Raw genomic sequence first — 24,898 nt, 5'->3', positions numbered from 1 at the left:
TAGTGACAAACTGCCGCATTAACTTCGATGAAATGAACGCTGTCTGATGAAAGCTCCTCTTTTTACCTGCTTCTTACTGCTGATTTGTTGTACCGCCAACGCCGCCTCCCCAAAAGCTTTCACACAGGCGCAGTGCGTCGGTCTTAAAACTGCGCGCGTTGATGCCGCCAGCATTGGATTGCCGACGCACGGCGCGGTGATAACCGCCGTGGCAATGGCCGGTCAGCCCAACGAACCGCACTGTAAGCTGGAAGGTCAGATCAAACCTGTCGATCTGAAAGCCCCCGATATTCAATTTCAATTGTATTTACCGCTCCTCTGGAATGGCAAAGCGTTGCAGCTCGGCGGGGGCGGTTTTGACGGCGCAATCAAAGGCGTAGACACCGCACGGCTGGCTCCTGCGGCAACGCCCGGCGCACTGAAGCAGGGCTACGCCACTTTCGGCAGCGACTCCGGTCATCAGGGCGGCGTCTCCGATGCCTCCTTTTCGCTCAATGATGAAGCCTGGGAAAACTTCGCCGGGGCGCAGATCAAGAAAACCCATGACGTTGCGGTCGCGCTGATTCAGCAAGCTTACGGCCGCAAACCTTCGCGCTTGTATTTTCAGGGTAACTCGCAGGGCGGCCACGAGGCGCTCGCCGCCATTCAACGTTTTCCGCTGGACTACGATGGCGCAATTGCCATCCATCCGGTGTACAACGTCGTCGAGTTACATATGGCAGGGATCCACATCGGGCAGGCAGTTTACAACACACCGGGCGCGTGGATTTCTCCGGCGAAATCTGCACTCATCGCCAACGCCGTGATGGGCGCATGCGACAAACTTGATGGCCTGAGCGACGGCATCGTGGCGAATGTCAAAGCCTGCGATGCTACCTTTAAACTCGCCCATCTGCGTTGCAAGGATGGGAAAGATGACGGCGCAGGGTGCCTTTCAGATAAGCAAATGTCGCTGGTGCAGATGCTCAGCAAACCGGTGGCGCTGGGCGTGAATCTGCCGACCGGCGACCGCTTCGCACCCTGGCCAATTTTACAGGGTGCCGACGCTGCCTCGATAGTCAGCGTATTGGGTTCCGGGGCAGATAAACCCAATCCAGAAGCATCCAATCTGATCATCTCTTTTCCGTACATGATGGGCGATCAGGCGGTACGGTATGAAGTGATGCGCTCGCCGGATTACGATTCCCTGACCTTCGACCCGGCTGCGCACAATGCGCGATTGCAGGAACTGGCGGCTCAGGTTGATAACAACGATGCGGATATTCGCGCTTTTGTGCAGCATGGCGGCAAACTGCTTATGATGCACGGTACTGCTGACATGGCCGTGCCGCCGGGAAATACCGTCGCGTATTACGACAGACTTAAGACACAGTTTGGTGAAAAAGCGCTGCGCCAGTTTGCGCGTTTTTATCTGGCACCCGGATTTACGCACTACAGCGGGCCATTCCGTCTGAGCTGGGATTCGCTCGGGACGCTGGACAAGTGGGTGGATCACGGCATCGACCCCGGCCAGCAAGTCATGATCGACACCAATAAAGCTACCGCCGGGCGCGAAATGCCGCTGTGCGATTATCCTCTGTTCCCGAAATATAAAGGGCAGGGTGATACGCGCGTGGCGAGTAGTTTTGAATGCGTGACGCAGTAATTTATTTTGCTCGTCAGGTTACCCGCCGGTTCTGACGGGTACCTTTTCCATGTGAATTGCAACTACATTCCCTCTGTTTACCTGTATAAATTCATAGGTGAATGAACGTTCTCAAAAAACTTGAACATCCGTTCAACTCTTGGCATTATCGTCCGCTGTGAGTTCTCCATATCGGATTTTTCTTTGGCCTATCTGTGTAAAAAAGATCGTCGTGCTTCATTGCTGGAGGCCGCGGCGCAAATCGCCCGCCGCGAAGGGCTCGCTGCCACGACAGTTCGCCGCGTGGCTCAGGAAGCCGGCGTCGCAACGGGACAGGTTCATCACCACTTTTCCAGTGCCGCCGAATTGCGCGCGCAGGCTTATGTCCATGTGATGAAAACTCTCACAGCTCAGCTTCTGCAGAAAAGCCTGCGGCTAACCGCACGGGAACGCCTGAACCTGCTACTGATCGATCCGCAAGATGAACAATCGACGATGGCCATTCCGCTCTGGCATGAGGCCATGTTGCTGACCGAACAGGAACCCCTGATGAAAACCGCGTTCGCGCTGTCTGTGTCTGACTGGCATGCGCTGGTCTCTGATGCCATTGAGGACGGGCGTTCGAACGGTGAGTTTATCGCGGGGGAACCTCCTGAACATATTTCATGGCGGCTCATTGGACTGAGCAGCAGCATGGACGCCATGTCGCGGCTTGAGACGCTTAATCTCACGGTCAGTTGCGCCGAATACAATCTCAAACGCGCGATTCAAAACGAGCTTTACCCCAAGGAAACCGTCAATGTTTAAAACCTACCTGATTCTCGGACTGGCCATTGTGGCTGAAGTCATCGCCACCAGCAGCCTGAAAAGTTCTGAAGGATTTACCCGTTTATGGCCAAGCGTCGTCACGCTGCTGGGGTACACCATCGCCATCTTTTTACTGTCCCTGACGCTAAAAACTCTGCCAACAGGCATCGCGTATGCGATCTGGTCGGGCGTTGGGATCGTACTCGTTTCGGCGATTGGCTGGTTTGGTTACGGGCAAAAACTCGATACGCCCGCGGTGATTGGCCTGGGGCTGATTATCGCCGGCGTCATCGTTGTTAACGTGTTTTCAAAATCTGTCGCGCACTGAAGGCGTGACATTAAAGCAGCACCAGGAGTTCATCTTGCAGAGCGAACACAAACCAGATTTTCATGACGACTTGATCAAAGAGTTACTCTATTGGATCGAAGTCAACTTAAGTGATCGTCTGACCATGGAAAAGGCCTCAAAAAAAACCGGCTATTCTCCGTGGTATCTTCAGCGATTATTTAAAAGTAAAACGGGTCATGCGCTGGGAAAATACATCCGGGACCGCCGTCTGACGATGGCTGCGATCGCATTGCGCCTGACGAATATGCCGATCCTCGATATCTCACTCTATTATTCCTATGATTCGCAGCAGACGTTTACCCGTTCATTCAAAAAGAACTTTGCCGAAACGCCGGGGATGTACCGCCGTAATGCGTCATGGACAATGAACGGCATCACGGCGCCATTAACGGTGGATGAGTTCCCGCAGCCTGAATTTGAAATTGTTGAATTGCCCGAGATGGCATTTGAAGGCCAGACAACAACGCACACGTATCCAATTGAAGCGCTGTTTAACAGTAAAAATCATGTTCACCGTGCCGAGCTGCTGCGTTATCTGACCACGCCGGAATCGCTACTCGCGCCGGTGTGGGGGCTGTCTGACTGTCGTCCGGATACAAACGATGAAGTGGCGAATGCCTTGCAGATGGATTATACGGTTGCGCATCAGGTTGGGATCAGCGACAGTCACGACATCTTTGTCCCCGCCAGCCGTTATCTCAAGATCAATTATCCTTATGATCTCAGTCGCCTGAACGATTTCATTCTCTACATGTATTCGGTATTTCTGCCGACACTGGGTTTGGAATTTATCATGCAGCCGGACCTTGAAAAGTATTCTCGTGAATCTGCGCTGAACGGCGTCACCTGCGAATACTACATTCCGCTCGCGTCGTAATGCGACGCCATCAAAACCGGGTAACTCAGGGTGTGAACAGCGGGAAGAGCAGGGGCTGGACACACCGATTATGACTGCTCTGATCAACGGGAACAGATCTCCGTCTTAAAGAAAATCAACTTATTTTAAAAAGCCACTAGACGACCGGTCTAATCACTGTTAACTTAACGACATGCCTGCTGCAGCCCATCGCATAAGCAAAAAATTATCGTTTTTTTTGATGTATGATTAGACGACTGGTCTAATACAAGTTAACTGTCCATCACGCGGAGATGTAAAATGAAAATTCTCATGGTTCTGACCTCACACGATCAACTGGGCAACACTGGCCGTAAAACCGGGTTCTGGCTGGAAGAACTGGCTGCACCGTTTTACGCGTTTAAAGATGCCGGAGCACAAATCACGCTGGCCTCCCCGAAAGGCGGCAACCCGCCGTTGGATCCAAAAAGTAATGAGCCTGATTTCCAGACCGAACAGACTCACCGTTTCGAAGCCGATACTGACGCCATGGCACAACTTGCCGCAACGGTTCGCCTCGACAGTATTTCTCAGTCAGACTTCGACGCCGTGTTCTATCCGGGCGGCCATGGCCCTCTGTGGGATCTGGCTGAAGATAAGGATTCAATCGCGCTGATCGAAGCCTTCCTTGCGGCAAACAAACACGTAGCGCTGGTTTGTCATGCTCCGGGCGTGTTGCGCCATGTGAAAACACCAGAAGGGAAACCGCTGGTAGAAGGCAAAAAAGTCACTGGTTTCACTAACACTGAAGAAGAAGCGGTTGGCCTGACTGACGTTGTACCTTTCCTCGTTGAAGATGAACTTATTGCCAAAGGCGGAATTTATTCCAAAGGGGCAGACTGGGGTTCTTATGTGGTCACCGACGGTTTGCTGATCACAGGCCAAAACCCGACCTCTTCGGCGGCAACGGCGGAACAACTGATCAAACAGCTGGCTTAATCGTGGCAACAACTCTCGTGGTGACCATTTTCCGATCACCGCGGGGGTTGGTACTCTTCGGCATTCTTTACATGAAAGGGTTTCACGAATTCGTTACTATACGACTGGTCTTGTATCAGGTGAATCAACTCAATGGCTACAGCAACGCAACTCCACAACAACGACGTCCGCGACCATATTTTGGCTACCGGCCAGCGCATCATGGCGGCCAAAGGTTTCTCTGCGGTTGGACTGAATGAAATCCTCAAGGACGCGGGTGTGCCTAAAGGATCTTTTTATCATTACTTCGGTTCGAAGGAAGCCTTTGGTGCGGATATTCTGGCACGCTATTTTGAGGATTATCTGGCTGAACTCGACAGCACACTTCGTCTCCCTGGCCTGAATATGGCGCAGCGACTGATGAAATACTGGCAAGTATGGCGCGAATCGCAGTCATTCTCTGACTGTCAGGGAAAATGCCTGGCCGTGAAATTGGGAGCGGAAGTCGCCGATCTTTCCGACAGTATGCGCTTAACGTTAAAATCCGGGACATCGGGAATTATTGCCCGACTGGCCGATGCTTTAGAAAAGGGTATCGCCGAAGGGTCACTGACTATTGACGATGAGCCAGCCAGAGTTGCTGAAAGTCTCTATCAGCTTTGGGTAGGTGCCAGCGTGATGGTCAAAATCGTACGGACTACCGAACCCTTTGATTCCGCCTTGCGCATGACACAGAAAATCATTCATATCACAGCCTGACGTTCTGCCTCTTTACACGCAAACGGCAACACCCTGTCTGGTGCTGCCGTCAGTCAATCGCATTACTTATTAATTAGTTAAATACCATCCCACCGTCTATCAGCAATGACTGCCCGGTCATATAATCTGAATCCGGGCCTGCGAGATAAGACACGCAGCCAGCGACATCTTCCGGTTCGGAGAGGCGTTTCAGAGTGATATTTTTCGCAAATTCCTGTGTACCGTAACCCACCGGTTTACCGGCAGCGGCAGAAACCTGACGGTCAATCTCTTCCCACATCGGCGTTTTCACAATCCCCGGACAGTATGCGTTCACGGTGATCCCAAGCGGCGCTAAATCACGCGCTGCGGTTTGAGTCAGTCCGCGAACGGCAAATTTGCTCGAACTGTAAATCGCCAATTCCGGGTTACCTACGTGCCCGGCCTGAGAACAGGCATTAATAATTTTGCCGCCGTGCCCCTGTGATTTAAACGCTTTGATCGCGGCCTGAATACCCCAGATCACACCTTTCACGTTGATGTCATAGACCTTGTCGACAATCTCAGGCGTGATGTCTTCAATCAGCGTCGTTGGTGCGATCCCGGCGTTATTGACTATCACATCAAAACCGCCCAGCTGTTTGGTTGCCGCTTCTACCGCAGCAAAAACCTGATCACGGTTGGAGACGTCAGCGAGCTGCGCAATTGCGCGGCCACCGGCGTGATTAATCTCTTCAGCGACGTTCTTCGCCGTTTCATGATTAAAATCCACAACCGCGACGGCAAAACCATCTTTGGCAAGACGCAGTGCAATCGCGCGGCCGATCCCCTGACCGCCACCTGTTACTAAAGCCACTTTTCCATTTTTAGACATACAACCATCCTCTATGTATTCGGTATCTTCTTCAGGTGCTGCGCGCAACACACGGGAAATCCTTCCCGATACTGTTACGTGAGCTGCTTACTGGTTTACGCCCCTCAGCCCGCATGTGCAATTGTTAGCCACGGTCATTAACTGTATCGGTTCAAATGAGTAGGGAGGTACAGATTGAAAGCATGGCGGCAGTTAACTCGGATAGAATAGGGGATGGATCACGCTAAAAAGGGCAACACAATGGTCGATGACAGCCTCATCTTATTTCGCGAGCGGCTTACTGCGCTGACACGCTCGTTACAAATTTCTCCGCAGGTGGCCGAAAATCAGGTGCTGGATCGCATGGCGCTGAGTTTTCGCAAGCTGCTGAATTTCCTTGCCGAAGATGAAATGCTGACGCAGCACGCGTTCCTCCAGCCACCTCACAACAGCGAAACCCAAGCGTTGCTGTCGCAGCTGATTGCGGAAAATCTGGCCAACAGCCAGCAGAATGGCCTGTTCCGTGATGATATTTCCGCAGCCCTGCTCGGTCAGTGTTTCACCGGCATGCTGGCCCAGCTCGCGCAGACCGCGGGCGATCCGGCTTCACGACATCAAAACAGCGTGGCGTGCGCGAAGTTATTTTGCCAGGGCATCTGGTCCGGCGAGGCTTAGTCGATTTATCGCTTTGCAAAGCAAAAATGGTTGGTTCAATTTGTGCCGCAGAAACGGTTAACTGAGTCCATTCCAGCAGCAGATGAAGATTTCTGCGCTGATCGTCGAATGTACTGACTGTGATTAACCGGAGGGCCGTATGAATGCATCTGCTACTGAGCCTCGCTCGTTCTGGCAACGTCTGACTCGCCGCAAGGTGAGCGCGCATACTGAAGATAAAACGCAGGATACCACGCGTTTGCTGGAAAGCTTTCTGGCGACGGGCTGTCTCTACGGCATTGATGTGGGGAACAGTGATCCCGCGTGGTTTCGCCGCTCCTGATCGTTATACCCGTTTAATGCGCATCAGTTACTGGAATGAACTGTGCGTTTAGCAAACTCTTCTCCTGAGAGTAGCCGTTGTACCCTGAATAACGGGTGTTGCCGTTGCGGTTAACGCAGCTTCAGCATCCGCTATGAAGGTTGTTGTGGACAGGTATTTTAACGTTCTCTCTGACCTCGTCGTATTTCTTAGTTCTCTCTCATTTGTTGAGCCCATAACTTTCGCCGGTTATGGGTTTTTTTATGCAAAAAAAAACCCCGCAGTCAGGCGGGGCAATCTGTCAGGTCGCAGACAGGGGAATCACGACCCGTAAATAGAAATAATAAAACCAAGGAAGGGTAAAAAATGAACTGCAGTGATGATGCCACAATTCGAGAATTAAATTACCACAAAATAAAAGCCATCGATAAATACATTTTTTGTATATTTAAAAATATAACATTCATCGTGGGTATTAATAAGCGCCATTGAAATATTTAGTAATAAATAATAAAAACAAACATGGTAATTTCCCTACGTAACAATGGAACTAGTTGGGTAGTATTACTGCGAGCACTGACTCATTAATAAAGTATATATAATAAATTCAAGTATTCAATTAAATGATAAAGGAATGACGTCATGAAATTAAAAGCATTGGCCCTTATTGTTCCAGCATTATTAGTTGCAGGTGCGGCACACTCTGCAGAGATTTATAATAAAGACGGCAACAAACTTGACCTGTACGGTAAAGTGGATGCGCGTCACCAGTTTTCAGACAACGCGCATGACGATGGCGATGAAACCTATATCCGCGTTGGCTTCAAAGGTGAAACCCAAATTTCTGATCAACTGACCGGTTACGGCCAGTGGGAATATAACGTTCAGGCAAATAACACCGAGAACAATGGTACAGCTGGCAACGCAACCCGTCTGGGCTTCGCGGGCCTGAAATTCGACAACTACGGTTCATTCGATTACGGGCGTAACTACGGCGTAGTGTACGACGTTGAAGCCTGGACTGATATGCTGCCAGTATTCGGTGGCGATTCTTACACTACTGCTGACAACTTCATGGTAGGCCGTGCCAACGGCGTTGCAACCTACCGTAACTCCGACTTCTTCGGTGAAGTGAAAGGTCTGAACTTCGCACTGCAATATCAAGGCGCCAACGACGGCGATAATAACAACGAAGATGTTCAACATTATGGTGAAGGTACTAATAATGGCCGCGATACTCGTCATCAGAATGGTGACGGTTATGGCCTGTCCACCACTTATGATTTTGGTATGGGTATTACTGCAGGTGCTGCGTATGCGTCATCTGACCGAACCAATGACCAGTCTGCGGATAATCGTGGTGACAAAGCTGACGCCTGGACTATTGGCGCGAAATACGATGCAAATCACGTCTATCTGGCCACCATGTATGCTGAAACCCGTAATATGACCCTTTATGGCGATAACGGCGTAGCAAATAAAACCCAGAACTTTGAAGTAACCGCACAATACCAGTTTGACTTCGGTCTGCGTCCGGAAGTTTCTTACCTGCAATCTAAAGGTAAAGACCTGAACAATGGCAACGGCGGCAACGCTAACGACAAAGATCTGGTTAAATATGTTTCTGTAGGTTCTTATTACTACTTCAACAAAAATATGTCTGCCTACGTTGATTATAAAATCAACCTGCTGGACAACGATGATCACTTCTACGAAAACAACAACATTTCTACCGATGATGTTGTAGGCGTAGGCATGGTCTACCAGTTCTAATTTCTCTGACCCAACGTCTTAGAATTAACGTCATGAAACCCATCTTAGGATGGGTTTTTTTGTGCCCAAATCGTGACTTTATGTGCGTTAGGCACGTGACCGCCTTCAATAATGCAACAGTCTTTGTTATATTATTGACCAGCTCACGTACAGGGTTATTCCTCTGTGATACGGTGCTTAACCTAAGACTTGGTTTCTCAGGACAATGACATGTTAGATTATCGCTTTCCGACAGCCATGCAGATGGTGTTTTGTATCGCTCAGTCCCAAAAGGCTGAACAGCGCTGCACCAGTGCGATCTTAGCTACGGGTCTGGAAGCCAACTCCAGCTTCATCCGCAAACTGATGGTGCCGCTGACTCAGCATGGCATCATCGTTTCTACGCTTGGTCGTACCGGCTCCATTCACCTGGGCCGCCCGGCGGAAGACATCACGCTGCGCGATATTTACTGCGCCGTGATTGAAGACAAACGTCTGTGGGCCGCGCGTCCGGATGTCCCAGCCCGCTGCGTCGTTAGCGCCAATGCCTGTACTTATTTCAAAAATATTGTGAATGAGGCCGAAGAGGCGTCTTTGCAAGTGTTGGGTCGTCACACCGTAGCCGATGCGTTGGCCGAGTTCGAACGCGGCGGCAAGTATAAGTGCACTAAAGACCTGGCAGCGGAATACACAGACAACGCGCTCTGCTCTAAATAAGCTTCTGCACGATCGCTTTCCGCAACACTCAGACGTAAAAAAGCCGGGATAATTTCCCGGCTTTTTGCTTTCTGCTCTTTACAGATCAGACAGTCTGGCTTTCCAGCGCAGGTTTTTTACGCGTCACCAGTTTGCGCAGGGCGACATAAAACACCGGCGTCAGGAACAGCCCGAACAGCGTCACGCCCAGCATCCCGGAGAATACGGTGATCCCCGTTACGCCGCGCACTTCCGCGCCCGCACCGTGACCAAGGATCAGCGGAATTGTCCCGGCAATAAACGCGATTGAGGTCATCACGATAGGGCGCAGACGCAGGCGACAGGCTTCAAGCGCAGACTCCACAATCCCTTTACCCTGCATCTCCAGTTCGCGGGCGAACTCGACAATCAGGATAGCGTTCTTACAGGCCAGTCCCATCAGCACCACCAGCCCAACCTGCACGAAGACGTTGTTGTCGCCGCCGGTCAGCCATACGCCAAACAGTGCGGAAAGCATCGTCATCGGTACAATCAGGATCACTGCCAGCGGCAGCGTCCAGCTCTCGTACAGCGCCGCCAGCACCAGAAACGCCAGCAAGACCGACATCGGGAACACGATCAACGCCGCGTTACCCTGCGTCGATTGCTGATAGCTCAGATCCGTCCATTCGATATTCATGCCATTTGGCAGCAGATTTTTCGACATCGCGGTCAGCTCAGTCATGGCCTGCGTTGAAGACAGCACGCGCGGGTCAGCGTCACCAATCAAATCCGCCGCCGGGTAGCCGTTGTAGCGGATCACCGGGTCCGGTCCGTAGGTCGTGGTGATGTTCAGCATACTGCCGATCGGCACCATTTCACCTTTGTCATTACGGGTGCGCAGATTGGCGATATCTTCCACGCTGTCGCGGAACTGGCCGTCGGCCTGCGCCATTACTTTCCAGGTGCGCCCGAACCGGTTGAAGTCATTGATGTAAGACGAGCCGAGATATACCTGCAACGTACTGAACAAATCATCCAGCGACACGCCCTGCGCCTTGGCCTTATCACGGTCGATGTGCGCATCCAGCTGCGGCACGTTGGCCTGATAAGAGGAGATAGGGAACCCCATCCCCGGCGTCTGCATAATGGAACCGGACATGGTGTTAATCGCGGTCTGCAATGCTCCGTAGCCTAACCCTGCGCGATCCTGAATATACAGCGAATAACCAGAACCCTGACCTAAACCGAGGATCGGCGGCGGCATAATCGAGAAGGCAAAACCTTCCTGAATCTGCGAAATTTTGGCATTGATTTCAGCATTGATTTCAGCCGCCGTGCGGGTACGTTCACCCAGCGGTTTCAGCGCGAAGAACACCGTGCCGGTATTTGGCGTATTGGTGAACTGCAACGCGTTCAGGCCAGGGAAGGCCACCGCGTCTATCACGCCGTCAGTGCTCAGACCGAGCGCACTGATTTTGCGGATCACCGCGTCAGTGCGCGACAGCGAAGCACCTTCCGGCATTTTCACGCCGGCAATCAGGTACAGCTTGTCCTGCGTCGGAATAAAGCCGCCCGGCACCGCTTTAAACATAAACGCCGCACCGCACAGCAGCAGAATGTAGACGACAAATACGGCACCACGACGTCCGAGCGCTTTCGAGACTGCATTCTGATAGCGATGGGAGCTGGCGCTGAAGAAGCGGTTGAACGGGCGGAAGATCCAGCCGAACAGACGGTCAATCAGACGCGATGGCATATCCTTCGGCGCGCCGTGCGGTTTGAGCAGCAAGGCCGCCAGCGCAGGGGAGAGCGTCAGGGAGTTGATCGCTGAAATCACGGTAGAAATCGCAATAGTCACCGCAAACTGTTTGTAGAACTGCCCGGTCACACCGGAAAGGAACGCCATCGGCACAAATACCGCACACAACACCAGTGCGATCGCAATGATCGGCCCAGACACTTCCCGCATTGCCTGATGCGCAGCCTCCCGCGGCGCTAGGCCTTCCTCGATATTTCGCTCAACGTTTTCCACCACGACGATGGCGTCATCGACCACGATCCCTATCGCCAGCACCAGTCCGAACAGGCTGAGCGTGTTAAGTGAGAATCCAAGCAGATACAGAATACTGAACGTGCCGATAACCGAAATCGGCACCGCCAGCAGCGGAATGATCGACGCACGCCAGGTTTGCAGGAACAGAATCACCACCAGCACAACCAGCACTACGGCTTCCAGCAGCGTATGGACTACGGCGCTTATCGAGTCACGCACAAAGACCGTCGGGTCATAAGGCGCGCGCCAGGTCATGCCTTCCGGGAAACGGGTTGAGAGTTCGGTCATTTTGGCACGCACGGCGTCTGACAGATCAATCGCGTTCGCCCCCGGCGACTGGAAGATACCGATACCGACGGCATCTTTATTATTCAGCTGCGAGCGCAGGGCATAACTGCCTGATCCCATTTCGATACGCGCGACATCACGAAGACGGACAATTTCGCCGTTATCACCACTTTTCAGGATAATGTTGCCGAACTCTTCTTCGTTTTTCAGACGTCCCTGTGCGTTGATGGACAGCAGATAGTCGCTGTCTTTCGGCATCGGTTCTGCGCCAAGCTGACCGGCTGAAACCTGGACGTTTTGCTCACGCATTGCGGTGACAACGTCACTTGCCGTCAGCCCGCGTGCCGCCACTTTGTTCGGATCGAGCCAGACGCGCATCGCGTATTCGCCCGCACCGAAGATCTGAATTTGCCCGACGCCCGGCAAACGTGCCAGTTCGTCTTTCACTTTCAGCGTGGCGTAGTTACTCAGATACAACGAGTCGTACTTGCCGTTCGGCGAGACCAGATGCACCACCAGCGTTAACGTCGGTGACTGTTTCTGTGTGGTGACCCCCTGACGCCGCACATCTTCCGGCAACCGGGCTTCAGCCTGCGCCACGCGGTTTTGCACCTGAACCTGTGCCTGATCTGGATCGGTACCCGGACGGAAGGTGACGGTAGTAACGAGCACGCCGTCAGAACCGGCCACGGATTTCATATACACCATGTTTTCGACGCCGTTGATGGCTTCTTCCAGCGGCGTCGCCACGGTTTCAGCAATCACTTTCGGGTTAGCACCCGGATATTCAGCGCGAACCTGTACGCTTGGCGGCACCACGTTCGGATATTCGCTGACCGGCAGCAGGGGAATGGCAATCGCCCCGGTGACTAAAATCAAAATCGACAAAACGGCGGCAAAGATCGGCCGGTCGATGAAAAAGCGGGAAAAGTCCATGTGTCAGGATTCTCTTTTATTGAACAGCAGCAGGGGTAGGGGTCACGCTGTTGGCCGCCATACTGACGGTTTTGGCGTTAACGGGCATACCCGGCATAAAGACTTTCTGAACGCCGTCGATGATCACGCGATCGCCAGCTTCTAAGCCTTTCTCAACGATGCGTAAACCGCCGGACATACGGCCCACTTCGACATCACGACGTTGCGCTTTGCCCTCTTTATCCACCACGTAAACAAACTTACGATCCTGATCGGTCAGTACGGCTTTATCGTCCACCAGCATGGCGTTGAACTGCGCACTGCCTGGCAGCTGCACGCGGGCAAACAGCCCCGGCGTAAAGGTACGGTCGCGGTTATCGAGCACGGCACGCATACGGATGGTGCCGGTGCCGGAATTGAGCTGGTTATCGGTGAAATCGACCACGCCCTGATGCGGATAGCCGTTTTCACCCACCAGACCGACATGCACTGGCAGGCGTGACTGCGGCGTGTCGCTGCGCTGGCCATCACGCGCCATCGCCTGATAGCGCAGGAAAGTGCCTTCATCCACATCGAAATAGACAAACACCGTATCGAGAGAAACGAGCGTGGTCAGCACGCTGGCGGTATCGCCTGCGGTAACCAGATTGCCGGTGGTGATCATCGCCCGGCTGGCGCGGCCATCAATCGGTGACGTGACGCGGGTAAAATCGAGATTCAGCTGCGCCATATCCAGCTGAGCCTGAGCGGCCAGCACATCGGACTGTGCCTGAGAAGCCGCCGAACGGCGCTGCTCAGCGATTTCCGTGGAAACCGCCTGCGTGCCAATCAGTTTTTCAGTACGCGACGATTCACTGCGGGTGAGGTTGGCCTGATTGCGGGCTCGCACCAGCTCAGCCTGTGCCTGTTCTTGTGCGGCGCGATAAGTGCGGTCATCAATGGTAAACAGCACCTGACCCTTTTTCACTTCCTGGCCTTCCTGATAATTTACTTTGTCGATATAACCGGACACGCGGGGACGAAGCTGAACGCTTTGTACCGCTTCGACGCGGCCATTAAACGCATCCCACTGGCTGATCTGTTTGATCAAAACATCTGCTGCACTGACCTGCGGGGCAGGCGGAGCGGCGTTTTGCGCCACGCTGTTATCACACCCGGCAAGCAGGGCGACCATCAGCGCAACCCCTGAAAGACGCAACGTCAAAGGCGTACCGCGCAGGCGGTCGCATGCAACAACCAACGGTTTTTGCAGGTTTTTCATTATTTTTATTTCCAGTGAGTAAGTGCTGTCAGGCAATACAACCGGTCTGTCCTCCGGGTAACGTCCTTTGCCTAATCTGACTTTTTTGGGACTTGTGCCGTTCATCAGCACAGTTATGTATCAATGTTTGATACAATTGATTCGAGGGGGATTGTAAGGAGGTGACTACTAAAGTGCAAGAAATACTGTTACACTTTCTGTGCTGTTTTACAGAACGTTTACTTCCGGGAACGTGACTATCCCGTAACGATGAATTAAATGCAATAGTAAAACTTGCATTTAATCGCAAACTGAGTCAGTTTAGAAAAAGACGCCCTCGGGGGGCGAAAACTGATAAGAGATAGGAGAGAGTCCATGAGAACCGAGGATTTCATTCACGACCTGATTGACTGGATCGATCACAACCTGGAAGAGCGACTGGATATTAAGACCGTCGCCAAACGCGCCGGGTATTCGCGCTGGTATCTGCAACGGATGTTCAAAGAGCACACAGGTTTACCGATGGGCGAGTTCATTCGTGAGAAAAAGCTGAAGAAATCGGCAGATATGCTGGCCAGCAGCCGCGAACCTATCGTCAGCGTTGCGATATCGCTGGGCTTTGACTCGCAGCAATCCTTTACCCGTAGCTTCAAACGTCAGTTTGGACAAACACCGGGTGACTGGCGCCGTGGCCTGACCATGGAAACAGAATGCCAGGGTTCGATGCACTAAGAGACAAATTGTCCGCTGAATTTCAGTACCGCTGGCCCGGCTCCCGCCGGGCAGTGAATTCCCTCCGGAACACCTTTTCCTCATTCGCCCGCTCATTTGGATGTTTCTTTCCGTCCGGCATACTCACGCCTGTCTTCCACACACTCAGAATGCAACCTCAGCGATTGGGTTAAAAAACGTTCAGGACGTGATCAACTCAACAAAAAACGACACTAAAGTTCATCTAAATTGAAATGATGTTTCAATTTCTTGAGTTGCACGAAAAATCTCGTTAAACTTCCTTCCATCAGTTCGTGGCCGGGCGTTGCCCGACTCACTCTTACGTGACGGAACAGCGCATTTGCCTCCGTTTTATGGAAAAAGGAAACATCATGATTCTGGATAATTTTTCACTGAAGGGAAAAGTCGCGGTCGTGACCGGATGCGATACCGGTCTGGGCCAGGGCATGGCGATCGGTCTGGCAGAAGCAGGCTGCGACATTGTAGGTATCAACATTGTTGAACCAACGGAAACCATCGAACGCATTGGCGCAACCGGCCGTCGTTTTCTGAGCCTGACCGCCGATCTTAGTGATACGAAAGTGATCCCGACGCTGTTAGAACGCGCCGTCGCGGAAATGGGGCATCTGGATATTCTGGTGAACAACGCCGGGATTATCCGTCGGGAAGACGCCATCGAATTCAGTGAAAAGAACTGGGACGACGTCATGAATCTGAACATCAAATCGGTGTTCTTTATGTCTCAGGCCGTCGCAAAACAGTTTATCGCCCAGGGCACCGGCGGAAAAATTATCAATATTGCGTCTATGCTGTCTTATCAGGGCGGGATCCGCGTACCTTCTTACACCGCATCGAAAAGCGCCGTGATGGGGGTCACCCGTCTGCTGGCGAACGAATGGGCGAAGCACGGCATCAACGTCAACGCTATCGCGCCGGGTTACATGGCGACAAATAACACCCAGCAACTGCGCGCTGACGAAGCCCGCAGTGAAGAGATCCTGAGCCGCATCCCGGCCGGGCGCTGGGGTACGCCGTCCGACGTCATGGGTCCAGTCGTGTTCCTGTCTTCACCGGCGTCCGACTACATTAATGGCTACACCATTGCCGTCGACGGCGGCTGGCTGGCGCGTTAACCCGCCTCCCAAATTACCCAATAGCATACACAGACAGCAGCGGTTTACGCCGCTGCCCAAAGAGGAAATCCCATGAAAATTGCATTGATGATGGAAAACAGCCAGGCTGCGAAAAACGCGATCATTCTGAAAGAGCTGAACGCCGTGGCTTCAGAGAAAGAATATCCGGTGTACAACGTCGGTATGTCCGACGAGCAGGACCATCACCTGACTTATATCCATCTAGGCATCATGGCCAGCATTCTGCTTAACTCCAAAGCTGTGGATTTTGTGGTTGCCGGCTGCGGCACCGGGCAGGGCGCGCTGATGTCCCTGAATATCCATCCGGGCGTGAACTGTGGTTACTGTATCGATCCGGCGGATGCGTTCCTGTTCGCGCAGATCAACAACGGCAACGCGCTGTCTCTGCCATTCGCTAAAGGCTTCGGCTGGGGTGCAGAACTGAACGTGCGTTTTATCTTCGAGAAAGCCTTCACCGGCGTCAAAGGCCAGGGTTATCCGGCTGACCGTAAAGAACCTCAGGTTCGAAACGCGGGCATTCTCAATCAGGTGAAGGCCGCCGTGGTGAAAGAAAATTATCTCGACACGCTGCGTGCTATTGATAAAGAACTGGTGAAAACCGCCGTGAGCGGTGAACGTTTCCAGAAATGCTTCTTCGAAAACGGTCAGAACAAAGAAATCGAAAACTTCGTGCGCGAAATTCTGGCATAAGTTTGCTTTCTTCGAAATACAAAAGCCGCAGCCGACAAGGTTGCGGCTTTTTTTGTTTGGTAATCACTTAACTCTCAGGCAGTGGCGGATATAGGGAGGTCAGGGGATTGTGTTGAGGTGGGTAGGCACATGATCTTATATTGGATTTAACATAATCATGATTATGCGCACCGTAATTGTAAGTCCCATTTGATAATGTCACTTTTGGAGATGCGGATATTTTGTTCGACTGGTTATGATGTGATCCCCAGGTGCTGCCGGTACTTCACCAGACTCATTGCACCCAGTGATACTTTTATTCGCGTCTCGTTATACTGACGTAGTTTCCTAGCCGATACTCTCCCGCGATGTGTGACTTATTACAGCTTAGCCAGACGCTGAACGTTTAGGCTTTCCAGTTTACCGTTCAAGATATCGAGAAAATCATCGTGGTAGAACATTGCCACGTGTTTTTTCAAATCTTCCTCAGACTTCCAGCGTTCAATAAAGACGAATGACACTTTGCCTTTATTTTCGAGGTTACGCACATCGGGTACAGTATGACTTTCATGCAGATCATATTGCAGGCATCCTGCTTCCTGATGAGTCGGAGAAACCATTGCCCGTGCTGCATCTCTTATAGTTTCGATGAATTCAGGCAAGGGGGTAAGTATGGCAACAATTTTTACTTCGCTCATTGGGGACCTTTGATTCTCAATTGTTTATTCTGGATTTATACAATCCGGGTAGGAATTATTCATGGTAGTTGTGAACTGATCATTGTGCCAACCAATGTGACCGAATAAATATTGACTGAGTCAATCTGCGATCAGTAGTAGTCAGAATTTAGGGCTTTGTTACCAAAGGCTGAATCTTTCAAATCTGGCGGCGTTCGTTACACCCTCAAAGAATTGATTCAACATAAAATTAACCGTTAGAAACATTTCATGTAACCTAAGCGCACTTTTTCAAATGAGCAGGTCAGGGAATGAGAGCGATCAAGTCACTATTGGGCATAATGCTGTTAAGTTTGAGCGCGTTGGCAAGCAACGCTTTGGCGGCTTCCAACGACACGCCCCCTCCGTTTTACGAAGGTAAAACGCTGGCGCATCCGATAATTTCTGGCGCACGTTACAGCAGCGCCCTTCTGGTCTTTATTCAGGAAAATAAGGCAGTAAAAGGCTATTACTGCTTCTGTAGCGAAGAAGACCAAAGTGTCGATCACCTTCCCCACCTGCTCGGTACTTTCCCCGACTCCACCATAGAATCCGTATTTTATGCCGACGTAGATAAGGCAGGTCAGGTCACGCTGGTGTTGAGTAAAAGTCACGGCAAATTCTTCCTGCGCAGTTGGCGTTATATTGAAGAAGACGGCAGCTATATTCCGGTGCTGAGTTTACAACCGGTTCTGGATAATTTGGTTCGCAACAATAAAGACCTCAATGCAACGCTGATAAAACGCGCCCTCGGGCAGCTTCCGCCTTATGACTACAGCGTGGAATACCCTGAATTCGGCAATCCCGATTTCGATAATATCGACTTTACTCAGGGCAAAGTTGTCGGCTGGTATCTTGACGATGGCACGCCTTCCACTGCGGCGAAACAGCCCGCAGACAACGTCTACGCTTACAAAAAAACTTTTGCCGAAAAAGAGGGCTTATTTCTCACCGCGACTTACCGGCGTGAGGAAGACAGCGACAAACCAGAATTTCGTGTTACCGCCATCAGCTGGCAAGCCGATCCGAATAAATTCAGCGGCAGCGAGAATGGACCCTATGTCTATTACTCAAAACAATATGGTTTAGTGAAAGGCTTTTTCCAAAAAGGCATTCCCAGCGGGAAATGGGTGACCGTCGGCGAGAACTTTGCCAGCTCCGGCAACTATATCGCGGGACATCAGCAAGGCCAGTGGACCCTCAGTGATCAGCAAGAAACGGCGACTGGCTTGATGAAAAACGATGAGCGCGAAGGCCGCTGGGAGATAACCGACGGCATGGATGGCGAAACACCCGAACTGAGCGGTTTCGATACTTACCTGAATGGTCAGCGCCAGGGCCCGAGCGAGCGCCGTCTGGCGGGCGTTTTGCGCTCGAAAGGCAATTATGTCGATGACCAGCCCGAAGGCATGTGGATCACTGAAAACGGCGAAGGCCCGTTCGTGAAAGGCGTGGCAAACGGTATGTGGAAGCTCAAGACGGGTGACGGCGAGACTCAGCAGGTCGAACTGGTGGCGGGCGTAAAACAGGGTGAACTGCGCTGGAGTGATAAAAACGGTAAACTGACGCAAATCATTCATTACAAAGATAATCTTGCTGACGGCCTGTATCAGAAATTTAATGCTGCCGGAATAAGGGTTTATCAGGCTGATTATGTGATGGGCAAACTGGATGGCCGTGAAATCGAATATTACGACGATGGCACCACTGTGCGCGCCGACCGAGGCTACCGCAATGGCGAACTCGACGGCCTGAATGTCTACAATTTCCCCGACGGAAAACCGAAGTCGGTGTCCACCCTTGACCATGGTTATGAAGTCGGGCTGATGCAGGAATTTACCGCTGCCGGCGTCAAAATCACCGAGCGCAACTACTGCCCTCTGTCACTAAGCGGTCGCGGCTATTGCGGCAAACAGCAAACCTTCAACCCTGACGGCACGCCGCTCACCGAGGCTGACTATCTCTTTAACCGACAGCAAACCAATAACAGCTGGTATGCCAATGGTCAGCGCCAGGACGAAACACGCATCGGCCCCGACGACAGCTACACCCAAATCAGCTATTACCCAAACGGTCAAATGCAGTGCATTAGTCGCGCTAAGGGATTTAGCCGTTTAGTGGTCGACAGCAAGGAGTACAAAGATTATCAGGGCGCGCTGCGTCAGGGTGAAAGCACCTGTTATTACCCTGATGGCAAAGTCAAAAGCAGCGGAGTCTGGAAAGACGGCAGACTGACTACAGCCTGTGAAACACGTTTCGATGAGAACGGTAAACAGACCGCGCCCGGCCCTAAAGGCTGCGTAATACCGAAATGGCAGTATGAAAGCTGATTTACCCCACAGGAGAAATTCTCAGTGATTGATGATTCTGCACGCCGCTGGTTGCTCGCGCTTTCAGCCCCGATGGTGGCAATAAATGCCGGACCGGGTGCCGCCTACGACTGCGATAAATTTTATCCGTTTGATACCAGCGTTGACCTGAGCGAGAGCTGGGGCATCAATTCCCGTGAGCAGCTGTTTGAGATGATTTTAAGAATGATCGACAACGGCCATGCGGAGGATCTGGCCCATTACTTCAGGCTGTGGCACCGTCTGAGCCTGACAGAGTGGCAGAATTATGCGGCGCATCAAACGCCTGACGTACAGGTCCTGCTGGCCCTGGTGGCTGACAGCGCCGTCATGTGCGGTGACGGCGGGATCCGCGCCTGGGATTTAGCAAGGATGGGCTTTCTTTGCCGTATCGGGCTGCTTAATGGCTGGATAACGTCGGAAGAAAACCTCTGGCTGCACAGCCGTCTGGCGGTACGCGCCCGTTATTATTACACCAGCTGGCAGCGCTATAACGCTGGTTTTATCATCGGAAGACTCTACTGGCAGTCACTCAGCACATCCGAAGCCGATGCCCGACGTTATGCTTTTAGTATCGACGCAGGTGGTACCACCAACATTGAATTAATGCGCCAGCTCTATACGCATCCGGAGAGCCCGATATCTCAACTTCCGTGGCACATCGCGATGATTGAGATAGATAAACCCACATCCTTGCCGGAGATGGATCTATGAGCAGCCAGCCTTGTTGGGAAATATTGGGCATTTCACCCACGCAGGATCAGCAGATGATCCGCCAGGCCTACCGCGATCTGCTGCCCACGTATCACCCGGAAAATGATCCGGAAGGTTTTAAGCGTCTGCGTGAGGCCTATGAACAGGCGCGAAAAGGTGTGGATGAACCCGTAACTCTGATGCCGCTTGAGCCACCGGCTCCGCCGCCAGAAGTGCCAGCCACCGATCCCACCGGGCTGCTCGACGCCTTCAGCGCACTGATCAATTCTCCTGCTGAGCGATATTTGCCGGTGCGCTGGCTGCGGTTTATCAGCCAACTCGACGATCACCCCGTCACCACTGTCGATAAGCTTCGCTGGCCGTTGCTGGAAGCTGTCTTGCAGGTGAATTTTGTTTCCGCCGACTGTCTTATCCTGCTGGCTAACCGCCTGCAATGGCGAATGCGTTTACCAGAAATTGGGACGGAAATGGCGCAGCGGGCCGACGACTTGCTGAACTTTGCCGAAGGCGGCGATATTTTCGATCTCTCCACGCTCGCCCCTCTCACTCTGGCGGCACAAGACGACACGCTGGGCTATTTCCATCAGGTCCGGCATTTTTACTGGGAACAACCGACCGGCTGGTTGCGATACCTGCTGGAAGAACCGCGCGTGATATTCTGGCCATCATGCCCGCGTTTGATGAACCAAATGGCACGCTGGTTTAATTTAGCGGCATTGTCTGACGCGCAACTGCGTGACCACTGTCTGCAACAGCTCGAACTCAATCCGGATGATCCGGAGTGGCTTTATCTGAGCGCCAGTCATTGCAGCATAATGGGCGATGATGAACGTGCGTTTCCGCTGTGGCTAAGGTTGCATGAGAAGCATCAACATGCCGAAGCCGAACAGTGGCTGCTGGCGTGGTGTGTCAGGAATGATGCAGATTATCTGCCACTGCTGATCCAGGCTTTTGACCGCCCGGATATTCCGCCAGTGGAAAGCGCTACCGGCGACGAGGAAAACGCGTACCGGCCGCAGGCACAGTCGCCTCAAACGCTGATGCGCTGGGCCGAAGCGACACAGGTCGACGTTTCCCCGCTGGCCGCTGACTTTATCAGCTGGAAATCGGGCCGGTATCGCCCGCAGATCATGTTCCCGCATCTTATGCAGGAAGATGGCACCGATGACCTCCTGCACCTTTACTGGCAGGCCAGCATGCTGACGATGGGGAATGAAGCCTTATTACAGGCGATCCTTGACCAGCCTCTTCCCACAATACCGTTGCAGGCGACAATCTTACGCGGCCTGCAACGACAAGCTGCGCAGCGTCTGGCGTGGCTTCAGGGTTCAGCGGTGCTGGCGGAGTTCATCACATGGCTGCATGCGGCCGAAGAGACACCGTTGCCTGAGATGTTCGCCGACAGCGATTGTGCCGCCTGGGAGCAGAGCATCGCGTGGCTATGGCACTGGCGACCGCTTCCCCCTCACAGCCTGGGCAAACTGGCACAACATCCGGCGTATGGTGAGAGCGTTTTGCCGGCGCACACCAGCTGGCTATGCTATCTCATTGAGAACGCGGATATAGCCCTGCCGGAAGACAGTCAGACGTCGCCGCGTGACGCCCTGCGTCAGGTGATGTTGCTGGAAACAATGCTCGACCTGAAAGTCGACAACATATCCCGGCTCAGCAATCTGGAAGATTTTCCGCTTGATGAGCAGCATCCCTTCTGGTCGATGTATGAGGTGTTTACCCAAATTGACCCGGTTCAGGGCGATGAAGTTGGCCAGCTAAAAAGCCATCTGGTTCTGGACAACTCGTTGCATTTCAACTGCTGGACCCGGCTGCCGGTCAGTATCGAAGAGTACATTGCCCGGCGTGATGAGAGCTCCTCCGGCTCGGCCCACTATTTCTACCGTTATCAGCCAGAGTGGCAGGAACGGCTGGGACAATCCCCCTTCCCTTATCAGGCCCTGTACCACGCGGTATTTTTGTCGCATTACAATGCGCGTTGCGCACAGGACAATCTGGCGGAACTTGAGGCGCTCACCGCCAGCTCGCCGGAAGAAGTGGCGTTCAGACAGCAATTGCTGGCGCGCCAGTTACCGGTATTTCCGTCGGACGAAAATCTTGCCCGCGGGGCTCTCATCGCATCAGCGGTCGCTCAGGGGATCACTCAGCTCAGCACTAATCCGGAATATTTGCTGGATGCCAGACTCAGTGCCGCCGCTCAGGCCGGTGCTGACGATCCGCAAATGGATATCGCGTTGAGATTAGCGGCAGCGACGATGCTGCAAATCAACAGCACCCGTCAGAATGAGTTCACGCAGTACCCGCAGCGCCGCAGTTATTTCTGGCAATTCTGGCGAATTAATTCACGTATTGGACGGCTGGGGCTGGTCTTGCAGATTGTGTTGGGAAGCGAGATCGCGATCATGCTGGTTAACGCAATTGTGGCTGAGGGGCAACTGGCGAATACCGCACTGTCGGCGCTGTTGGTCGTGATGAACCTTTACAGCGCAGTGGTGCGCCGTGGGCGGGATTTGGGTCTGGCCAGCGCGGATAAACTAAAAGAGATTAAAATTCCCGTGCTCAAATTGCTGGCAATGTATCTGTTCAAACGCGGAATGCCAGAGCCGAACCGCTATGGCCCGCCGCCCGGCTGGCGGCGAAAAAAATAGCTAAAATCCAGTCGAAAAAATGAGTGTGCCGCCTTTCTTACCTGACGGCATACTTTTTCACTTTATAACGTTAACTCCGCAAGCAGACCTTCCAGCCGCTGGCGCAACGGTGCGATGCGACTTTCCTGTTGGCTGGCTAACTCCTTTTCGAACTCCTCCAGCCAAAGACCAATCTGTCCACGGGTATCGCCCAGCGATTGTGCCCAGGCTTTCTCTAAACGCGCCAGAAGGTTGCGGTTTGCCAGCGTATCGCGGGGATGAATTTTCACCGCCGTCAACCGCTCACGGCTGCACTGTTGCTGTTCGGGGCTAAGACCTATCGGACTGTGGTCGATCACTTTACTCAATGTCTCACCGCTGTCGGGCAAGTTCACATCCACTTCCAGCAATCCGTTAATATCATAACTAAAACGTACGTCGATATTCTGTAACGCGCCATTGGGTTTGACCGGCACCTGCAGTTCATCAATAAAGATGTTATTTGCCACCAGAGGATTCTCGCCCTGATAGATAGCAATGCGGATAAACGTCTGTTCAACGTGACGGGTGGTGAACGTCTCTACCCGCGAAGCAGGCACGACGGTATTACGCTCAAGGATCGGGGAAAATATCCCGTTCCTTTGCTCGCTGGCGGTGGCAATGCCGAGCGTATAGGGGCAGACATCGGTAAGGATCACCTCTTCGATATCTTCATTGCGCAACCGACAGGCCGCCTGTGCGGCCGCGCCCAGCGCCACAATGGTGCCGGGATCCAGATGCTGGTGAGGTAATTTCCCGAACAGTTTGACAACGAGCTTTTGAATGACCGGCATACGCGATGCCCCGCCCACCAGCACCAGGTGATCAAGCTGCTCCGGACGCAGGCGTGCATCGTGCAGCGCCTGTTCCACGGGTGCGCGTAACCGGGTCATCAGCGGCAACCAAATCTCTTCCAGTTTCGGTTCGTCAAAGGAGAGCGTCCATGCCTGATCCCCCCACTGCCAGCACAGCTGATGCGTAGCATTATGCTGACCTAGCTGGCATTTTAGCTGTTCAGCATTGTCGTACAGACGCGCCAGCTCGGTTGCGGGAATGGCCCCGACATCAAGCTTCCATTCACTGAGACAGGCCTTAATGATCGCCTGCGTAAAATCTTCTCCGCCCAGATAGTTGTCGCCCGCCGAACCATGCACTTCAATCAGCGGCAGATCATACTCGAGCACCGTGACGTCAAAGGTTCCACCGCCAAGATCAAACACCAGCGTGCGGCCGGTATTCTGGGTATGCAACCCGTAGGCCATCGAGGCGGCGGTCGGTTCGTTAATCAGCCTGACGGCATTCAGCCCGGCCAGCTCTGCGGCAAAACGGGTCTGTTTGCGCTGCTCGTCGCTGAAATAAGCGGGAACGGAGATAACCACATCGGTGATGTCGTGCCCGAGATAGGCCTGCGCATCCGCCCTCAGGGATTTAAGCACCATTGCCGACAGCTCCGGAGCATCAAAGGTTTGTGTATCCAGCCGAAACTGTTTCTTGCTGCCCATAAAACGCTTAAAGAGCGCCGCTGAGCGCTGCGGATGGGTGGTCAGACGAGAAAGTGCCGGGCGGCCAATCAGCATACGGCCATCGTCATCCAGACTCACCACCGAAGGCGTTAAAAATTCATTCAATGCATTAGGGATCAGCCGCGCCTCACCGTCTTGCCAGACACTGATCAGACTGTTAGTGGTGCCTAAATCAATGCCGATCGCTGGGACAGCCATCTTCAGTTCCATCATGATTCTTTCTCGTCGGGGATGTATTCCGGATGAATAATGACATAAATGTCATCGTTTTGACATGT

At 52.7% G+C, this 24,898-nt stretch carries 21 protein-coding genes; 16 read left to right on the top strand and 5 right to left on the bottom strand.

Annotated features, from left to right (window positions below; genetic code table 11):
- Positions 1-46: 46 nt before the first annotated feature.
- From AC0Z7K_RS06675 to AC0Z7K_RS06650, 6 genes are all read left to right on the top strand, one after another.
- Entirely contained in the window at positions 47-1,645 is a 1,599-nt protein-coding gene (locus AC0Z7K_RS06675) for a tannase/feruloyl esterase family alpha/beta hydrolase (protein ID WP_485613499.1), read from the top strand.
- A 120-nt stretch (positions 1,646-1,765) separates the two neighbouring features.
- A complete protein-coding gene (locus AC0Z7K_RS06670) occupies positions 1,766-2,431 on the top strand; it encodes a TetR family transcriptional regulator (protein WP_413530973.1) in 666 nt (221 codons plus the stop codon).
- The gene (locus AC0Z7K_RS06665) at positions 2,424-2,759 is read left to right on the top strand and encodes an SMR family transporter (protein ID WP_056773809.1); all 336 of its coding nucleotides are present in this window, start codon (positions 2,424-2,426) and stop codon (positions 2,757-2,759) included. The genes AC0Z7K_RS06670 and AC0Z7K_RS06665 overlap by 8 nt, the downstream gene beginning before the upstream one ends.
- 34 nt (positions 2,760-2,793) lie before the next feature.
- Complete coding sequence (locus AC0Z7K_RS06660; protein WP_485613498.1) at positions 2,794-3,657, top strand: helix-turn-helix domain-containing protein; 864 nt, start codon at positions 2,794-2,796, stop codon at positions 3,655-3,657.
- A gap of 279 nt (positions 3,658-3,936) precedes the next feature.
- A complete protein-coding gene (locus tag AC0Z7K_RS06655; RefSeq protein WP_413530975.1) occupies positions 3,937-4,614 on the top strand; it encodes a type 1 glutamine amidotransferase domain-containing protein in 678 nt (225 codons plus the stop codon).
- 132 nt (positions 4,615-4,746) lie between these two features.
- On the top strand, positions 4,747-5,352 hold the full coding sequence (locus AC0Z7K_RS06650; protein ID WP_485613496.1) for a TetR/AcrR family transcriptional regulator: 606 nt from the start codon (positions 4,747-4,749) through the stop codon (positions 5,350-5,352).
- 73 nt (positions 5,353-5,425) lie between these two features.
- Here AC0Z7K_RS06650 and AC0Z7K_RS06645 read toward each other — a convergent pair whose 3' ends face one another.
- Entirely contained in the window at positions 5,426-6,205 is a 780-nt protein-coding gene (locus tag AC0Z7K_RS06645; RefSeq protein WP_485613494.1) for a (S)-acetoin forming diacetyl reductase, read from the bottom strand.
- A gap of 213 nt (positions 6,206-6,418) precedes the next feature.
- Between AC0Z7K_RS06645 and AC0Z7K_RS06640 the strand changes: the two genes are divergently transcribed.
- The 4 genes from AC0Z7K_RS06640 to AC0Z7K_RS06625 all read left to right on the top strand — a co-directional run bounded on the left by AC0Z7K_RS06640 (position 6,419) and on the right by AC0Z7K_RS06625 (position 9,629).
- Positions 6,419-6,859 carry a hypothetical protein gene (locus AC0Z7K_RS06640; RefSeq protein WP_485613493.1) on the top strand — a complete coding sequence of 147 codons (441 nt, stop codon included), beginning with the start codon at positions 6,419-6,421 and terminating at the stop codon, positions 6,857-6,859.
- A 139-nt stretch (positions 6,860-6,998) separates the two neighbouring features.
- On the top strand, positions 6,999-7,181 hold the full coding sequence (locus AC0Z7K_RS06635; RefSeq protein WP_485613491.1) for a hypothetical protein: 183 nt from the start codon (positions 6,999-7,001) through the stop codon (positions 7,179-7,181).
- 621 nt (positions 7,182-7,802) lie between these two features.
- On the top strand, positions 7,803-8,933 hold the full coding sequence (ompC, locus tag AC0Z7K_RS06630; RefSeq protein ID WP_485613490.1) for a porin OmpC: 1,131 nt from the start codon (positions 7,803-7,805) through the stop codon (positions 8,931-8,933).
- 210 nt (positions 8,934-9,143) lie between these two features.
- Complete coding sequence (locus AC0Z7K_RS06625; RefSeq protein ID WP_413530980.1) at positions 9,144-9,629, top strand: RrF2 family transcriptional regulator; 486 nt, start codon at positions 9,144-9,146, stop codon at positions 9,627-9,629.
- A gap of 85 nt (positions 9,630-9,714) precedes the next feature.
- On the opposite strand, the gene oqxB is transcribed toward AC0Z7K_RS06625, so the two are convergent.
- Complete coding sequence (gene oqxB, locus AC0Z7K_RS06620; RefSeq protein WP_413530981.1) at positions 9,715-12,867, bottom strand: multidrug efflux RND transporter permease subunit OqxB; 3,153 nt, start codon at positions 12,865-12,867, stop codon at positions 9,715-9,717.
- Between the two features lie 16 nt (positions 12,868-12,883).
- Positions 12,884-14,020: an efflux RND transporter periplasmic adaptor subunit gene (locus AC0Z7K_RS06615; RefSeq protein ID WP_413531058.1), complete on the bottom strand. Its 1,137-nt coding sequence runs from the start codon at positions 14,018-14,020 to the stop codon at positions 12,884-12,886.
- 441 nt (positions 14,021-14,461) lie between these two features.
- On the opposite strand from AC0Z7K_RS06615, the gene AC0Z7K_RS06610 reads away from it, so the two are divergent.
- The 3 genes from AC0Z7K_RS06610 (at position 14,462) to AC0Z7K_RS06600 (ending at position 16,662) form a co-directional block, all read left to right on the top strand.
- Complete coding sequence (locus AC0Z7K_RS06610; protein ID WP_112164069.1) at positions 14,462-14,818, top strand: helix-turn-helix domain-containing protein; 357 nt, start codon at positions 14,462-14,464, stop codon at positions 14,816-14,818.
- A 371-nt stretch (positions 14,819-15,189) separates the two neighbouring features.
- Positions 15,190-15,951, top strand: a complete 762-nt coding sequence (kduD, locus tag AC0Z7K_RS06605) for a 2-dehydro-3-deoxy-D-gluconate 5-dehydrogenase KduD (RefSeq protein WP_485613489.1) — start codon at positions 15,190-15,192, stop codon at positions 15,949-15,951.
- 72 nt (positions 15,952-16,023) lie between these two features.
- Positions 16,024-16,662: an RpiB/LacA/LacB family sugar-phosphate isomerase gene (locus AC0Z7K_RS06600; RefSeq protein WP_056773844.1), complete on the top strand. Its 639-nt coding sequence runs from the start codon at positions 16,024-16,026 to the stop codon at positions 16,660-16,662.
- A 359-nt stretch (positions 16,663-17,021) separates the two neighbouring features.
- On the opposite strand, the gene AC0Z7K_RS06595 is transcribed toward AC0Z7K_RS06600, so the two are convergent.
- On the bottom strand, positions 17,022-17,339 hold the full coding sequence (locus tag AC0Z7K_RS06595) for a putative quinol monooxygenase (protein ID WP_413530983.1): 318 nt from the start codon (positions 17,337-17,339) through the stop codon (positions 17,022-17,024).
- Between the two features lie 320 nt (positions 17,340-17,659).
- Here AC0Z7K_RS06595 and AC0Z7K_RS06590 point away from each other — a divergent pair, with 320 nt between their 5' ends.
- The 3 genes from AC0Z7K_RS06590 to AC0Z7K_RS06580 are packed head-to-tail and all read left to right on the top strand — an operon-like array spanning position 17,660 to position 23,079.
- Positions 17,660-19,687: a toxin-antitoxin system YwqK family antitoxin gene (locus tag AC0Z7K_RS06590; RefSeq protein WP_485613487.1), complete on the top strand. Its 2,028-nt coding sequence runs from the start codon at positions 17,660-17,662 to the stop codon at positions 19,685-19,687.
- 24 nt (positions 19,688-19,711) lie between these two features.
- On the top strand, positions 19,712-20,419 hold the full coding sequence (locus tag AC0Z7K_RS06585; RefSeq protein WP_485613486.1) for a DUF1266 domain-containing protein: 708 nt from the start codon (positions 19,712-19,714) through the stop codon (positions 20,417-20,419).
- The gene (locus AC0Z7K_RS06580; protein WP_485613484.1) at positions 20,416-23,079 is read left to right on the top strand and encodes a DnaJ domain-containing protein; all 2,664 of its coding nucleotides are present in this window, start codon (positions 20,416-20,418) and stop codon (positions 23,077-23,079) included. Before AC0Z7K_RS06585 ends, AC0Z7K_RS06580 begins: the two co-directional genes overlap by 4 nt.
- Before the next feature lie 62 nt (positions 23,080-23,141).
- Here AC0Z7K_RS06580 and AC0Z7K_RS06575 read toward each other — a convergent pair whose 3' ends face one another.
- Positions 23,142-24,824 carry an Hsp70 family protein gene (locus AC0Z7K_RS06575; protein WP_485613895.1) on the bottom strand — a complete coding sequence of 561 codons (1,683 nt, stop codon included), beginning with the start codon at positions 24,822-24,824 and terminating at the stop codon, positions 23,142-23,144.
- Positions 24,825-24,898 lie beyond the last annotated feature (74 nt).

This window comes from Rahnella sp. 1L-D-7-B-C2, assembly GCF_057290995.1.
This window is presented reverse-complemented; position numbering and strand designations above follow the sequence as displayed.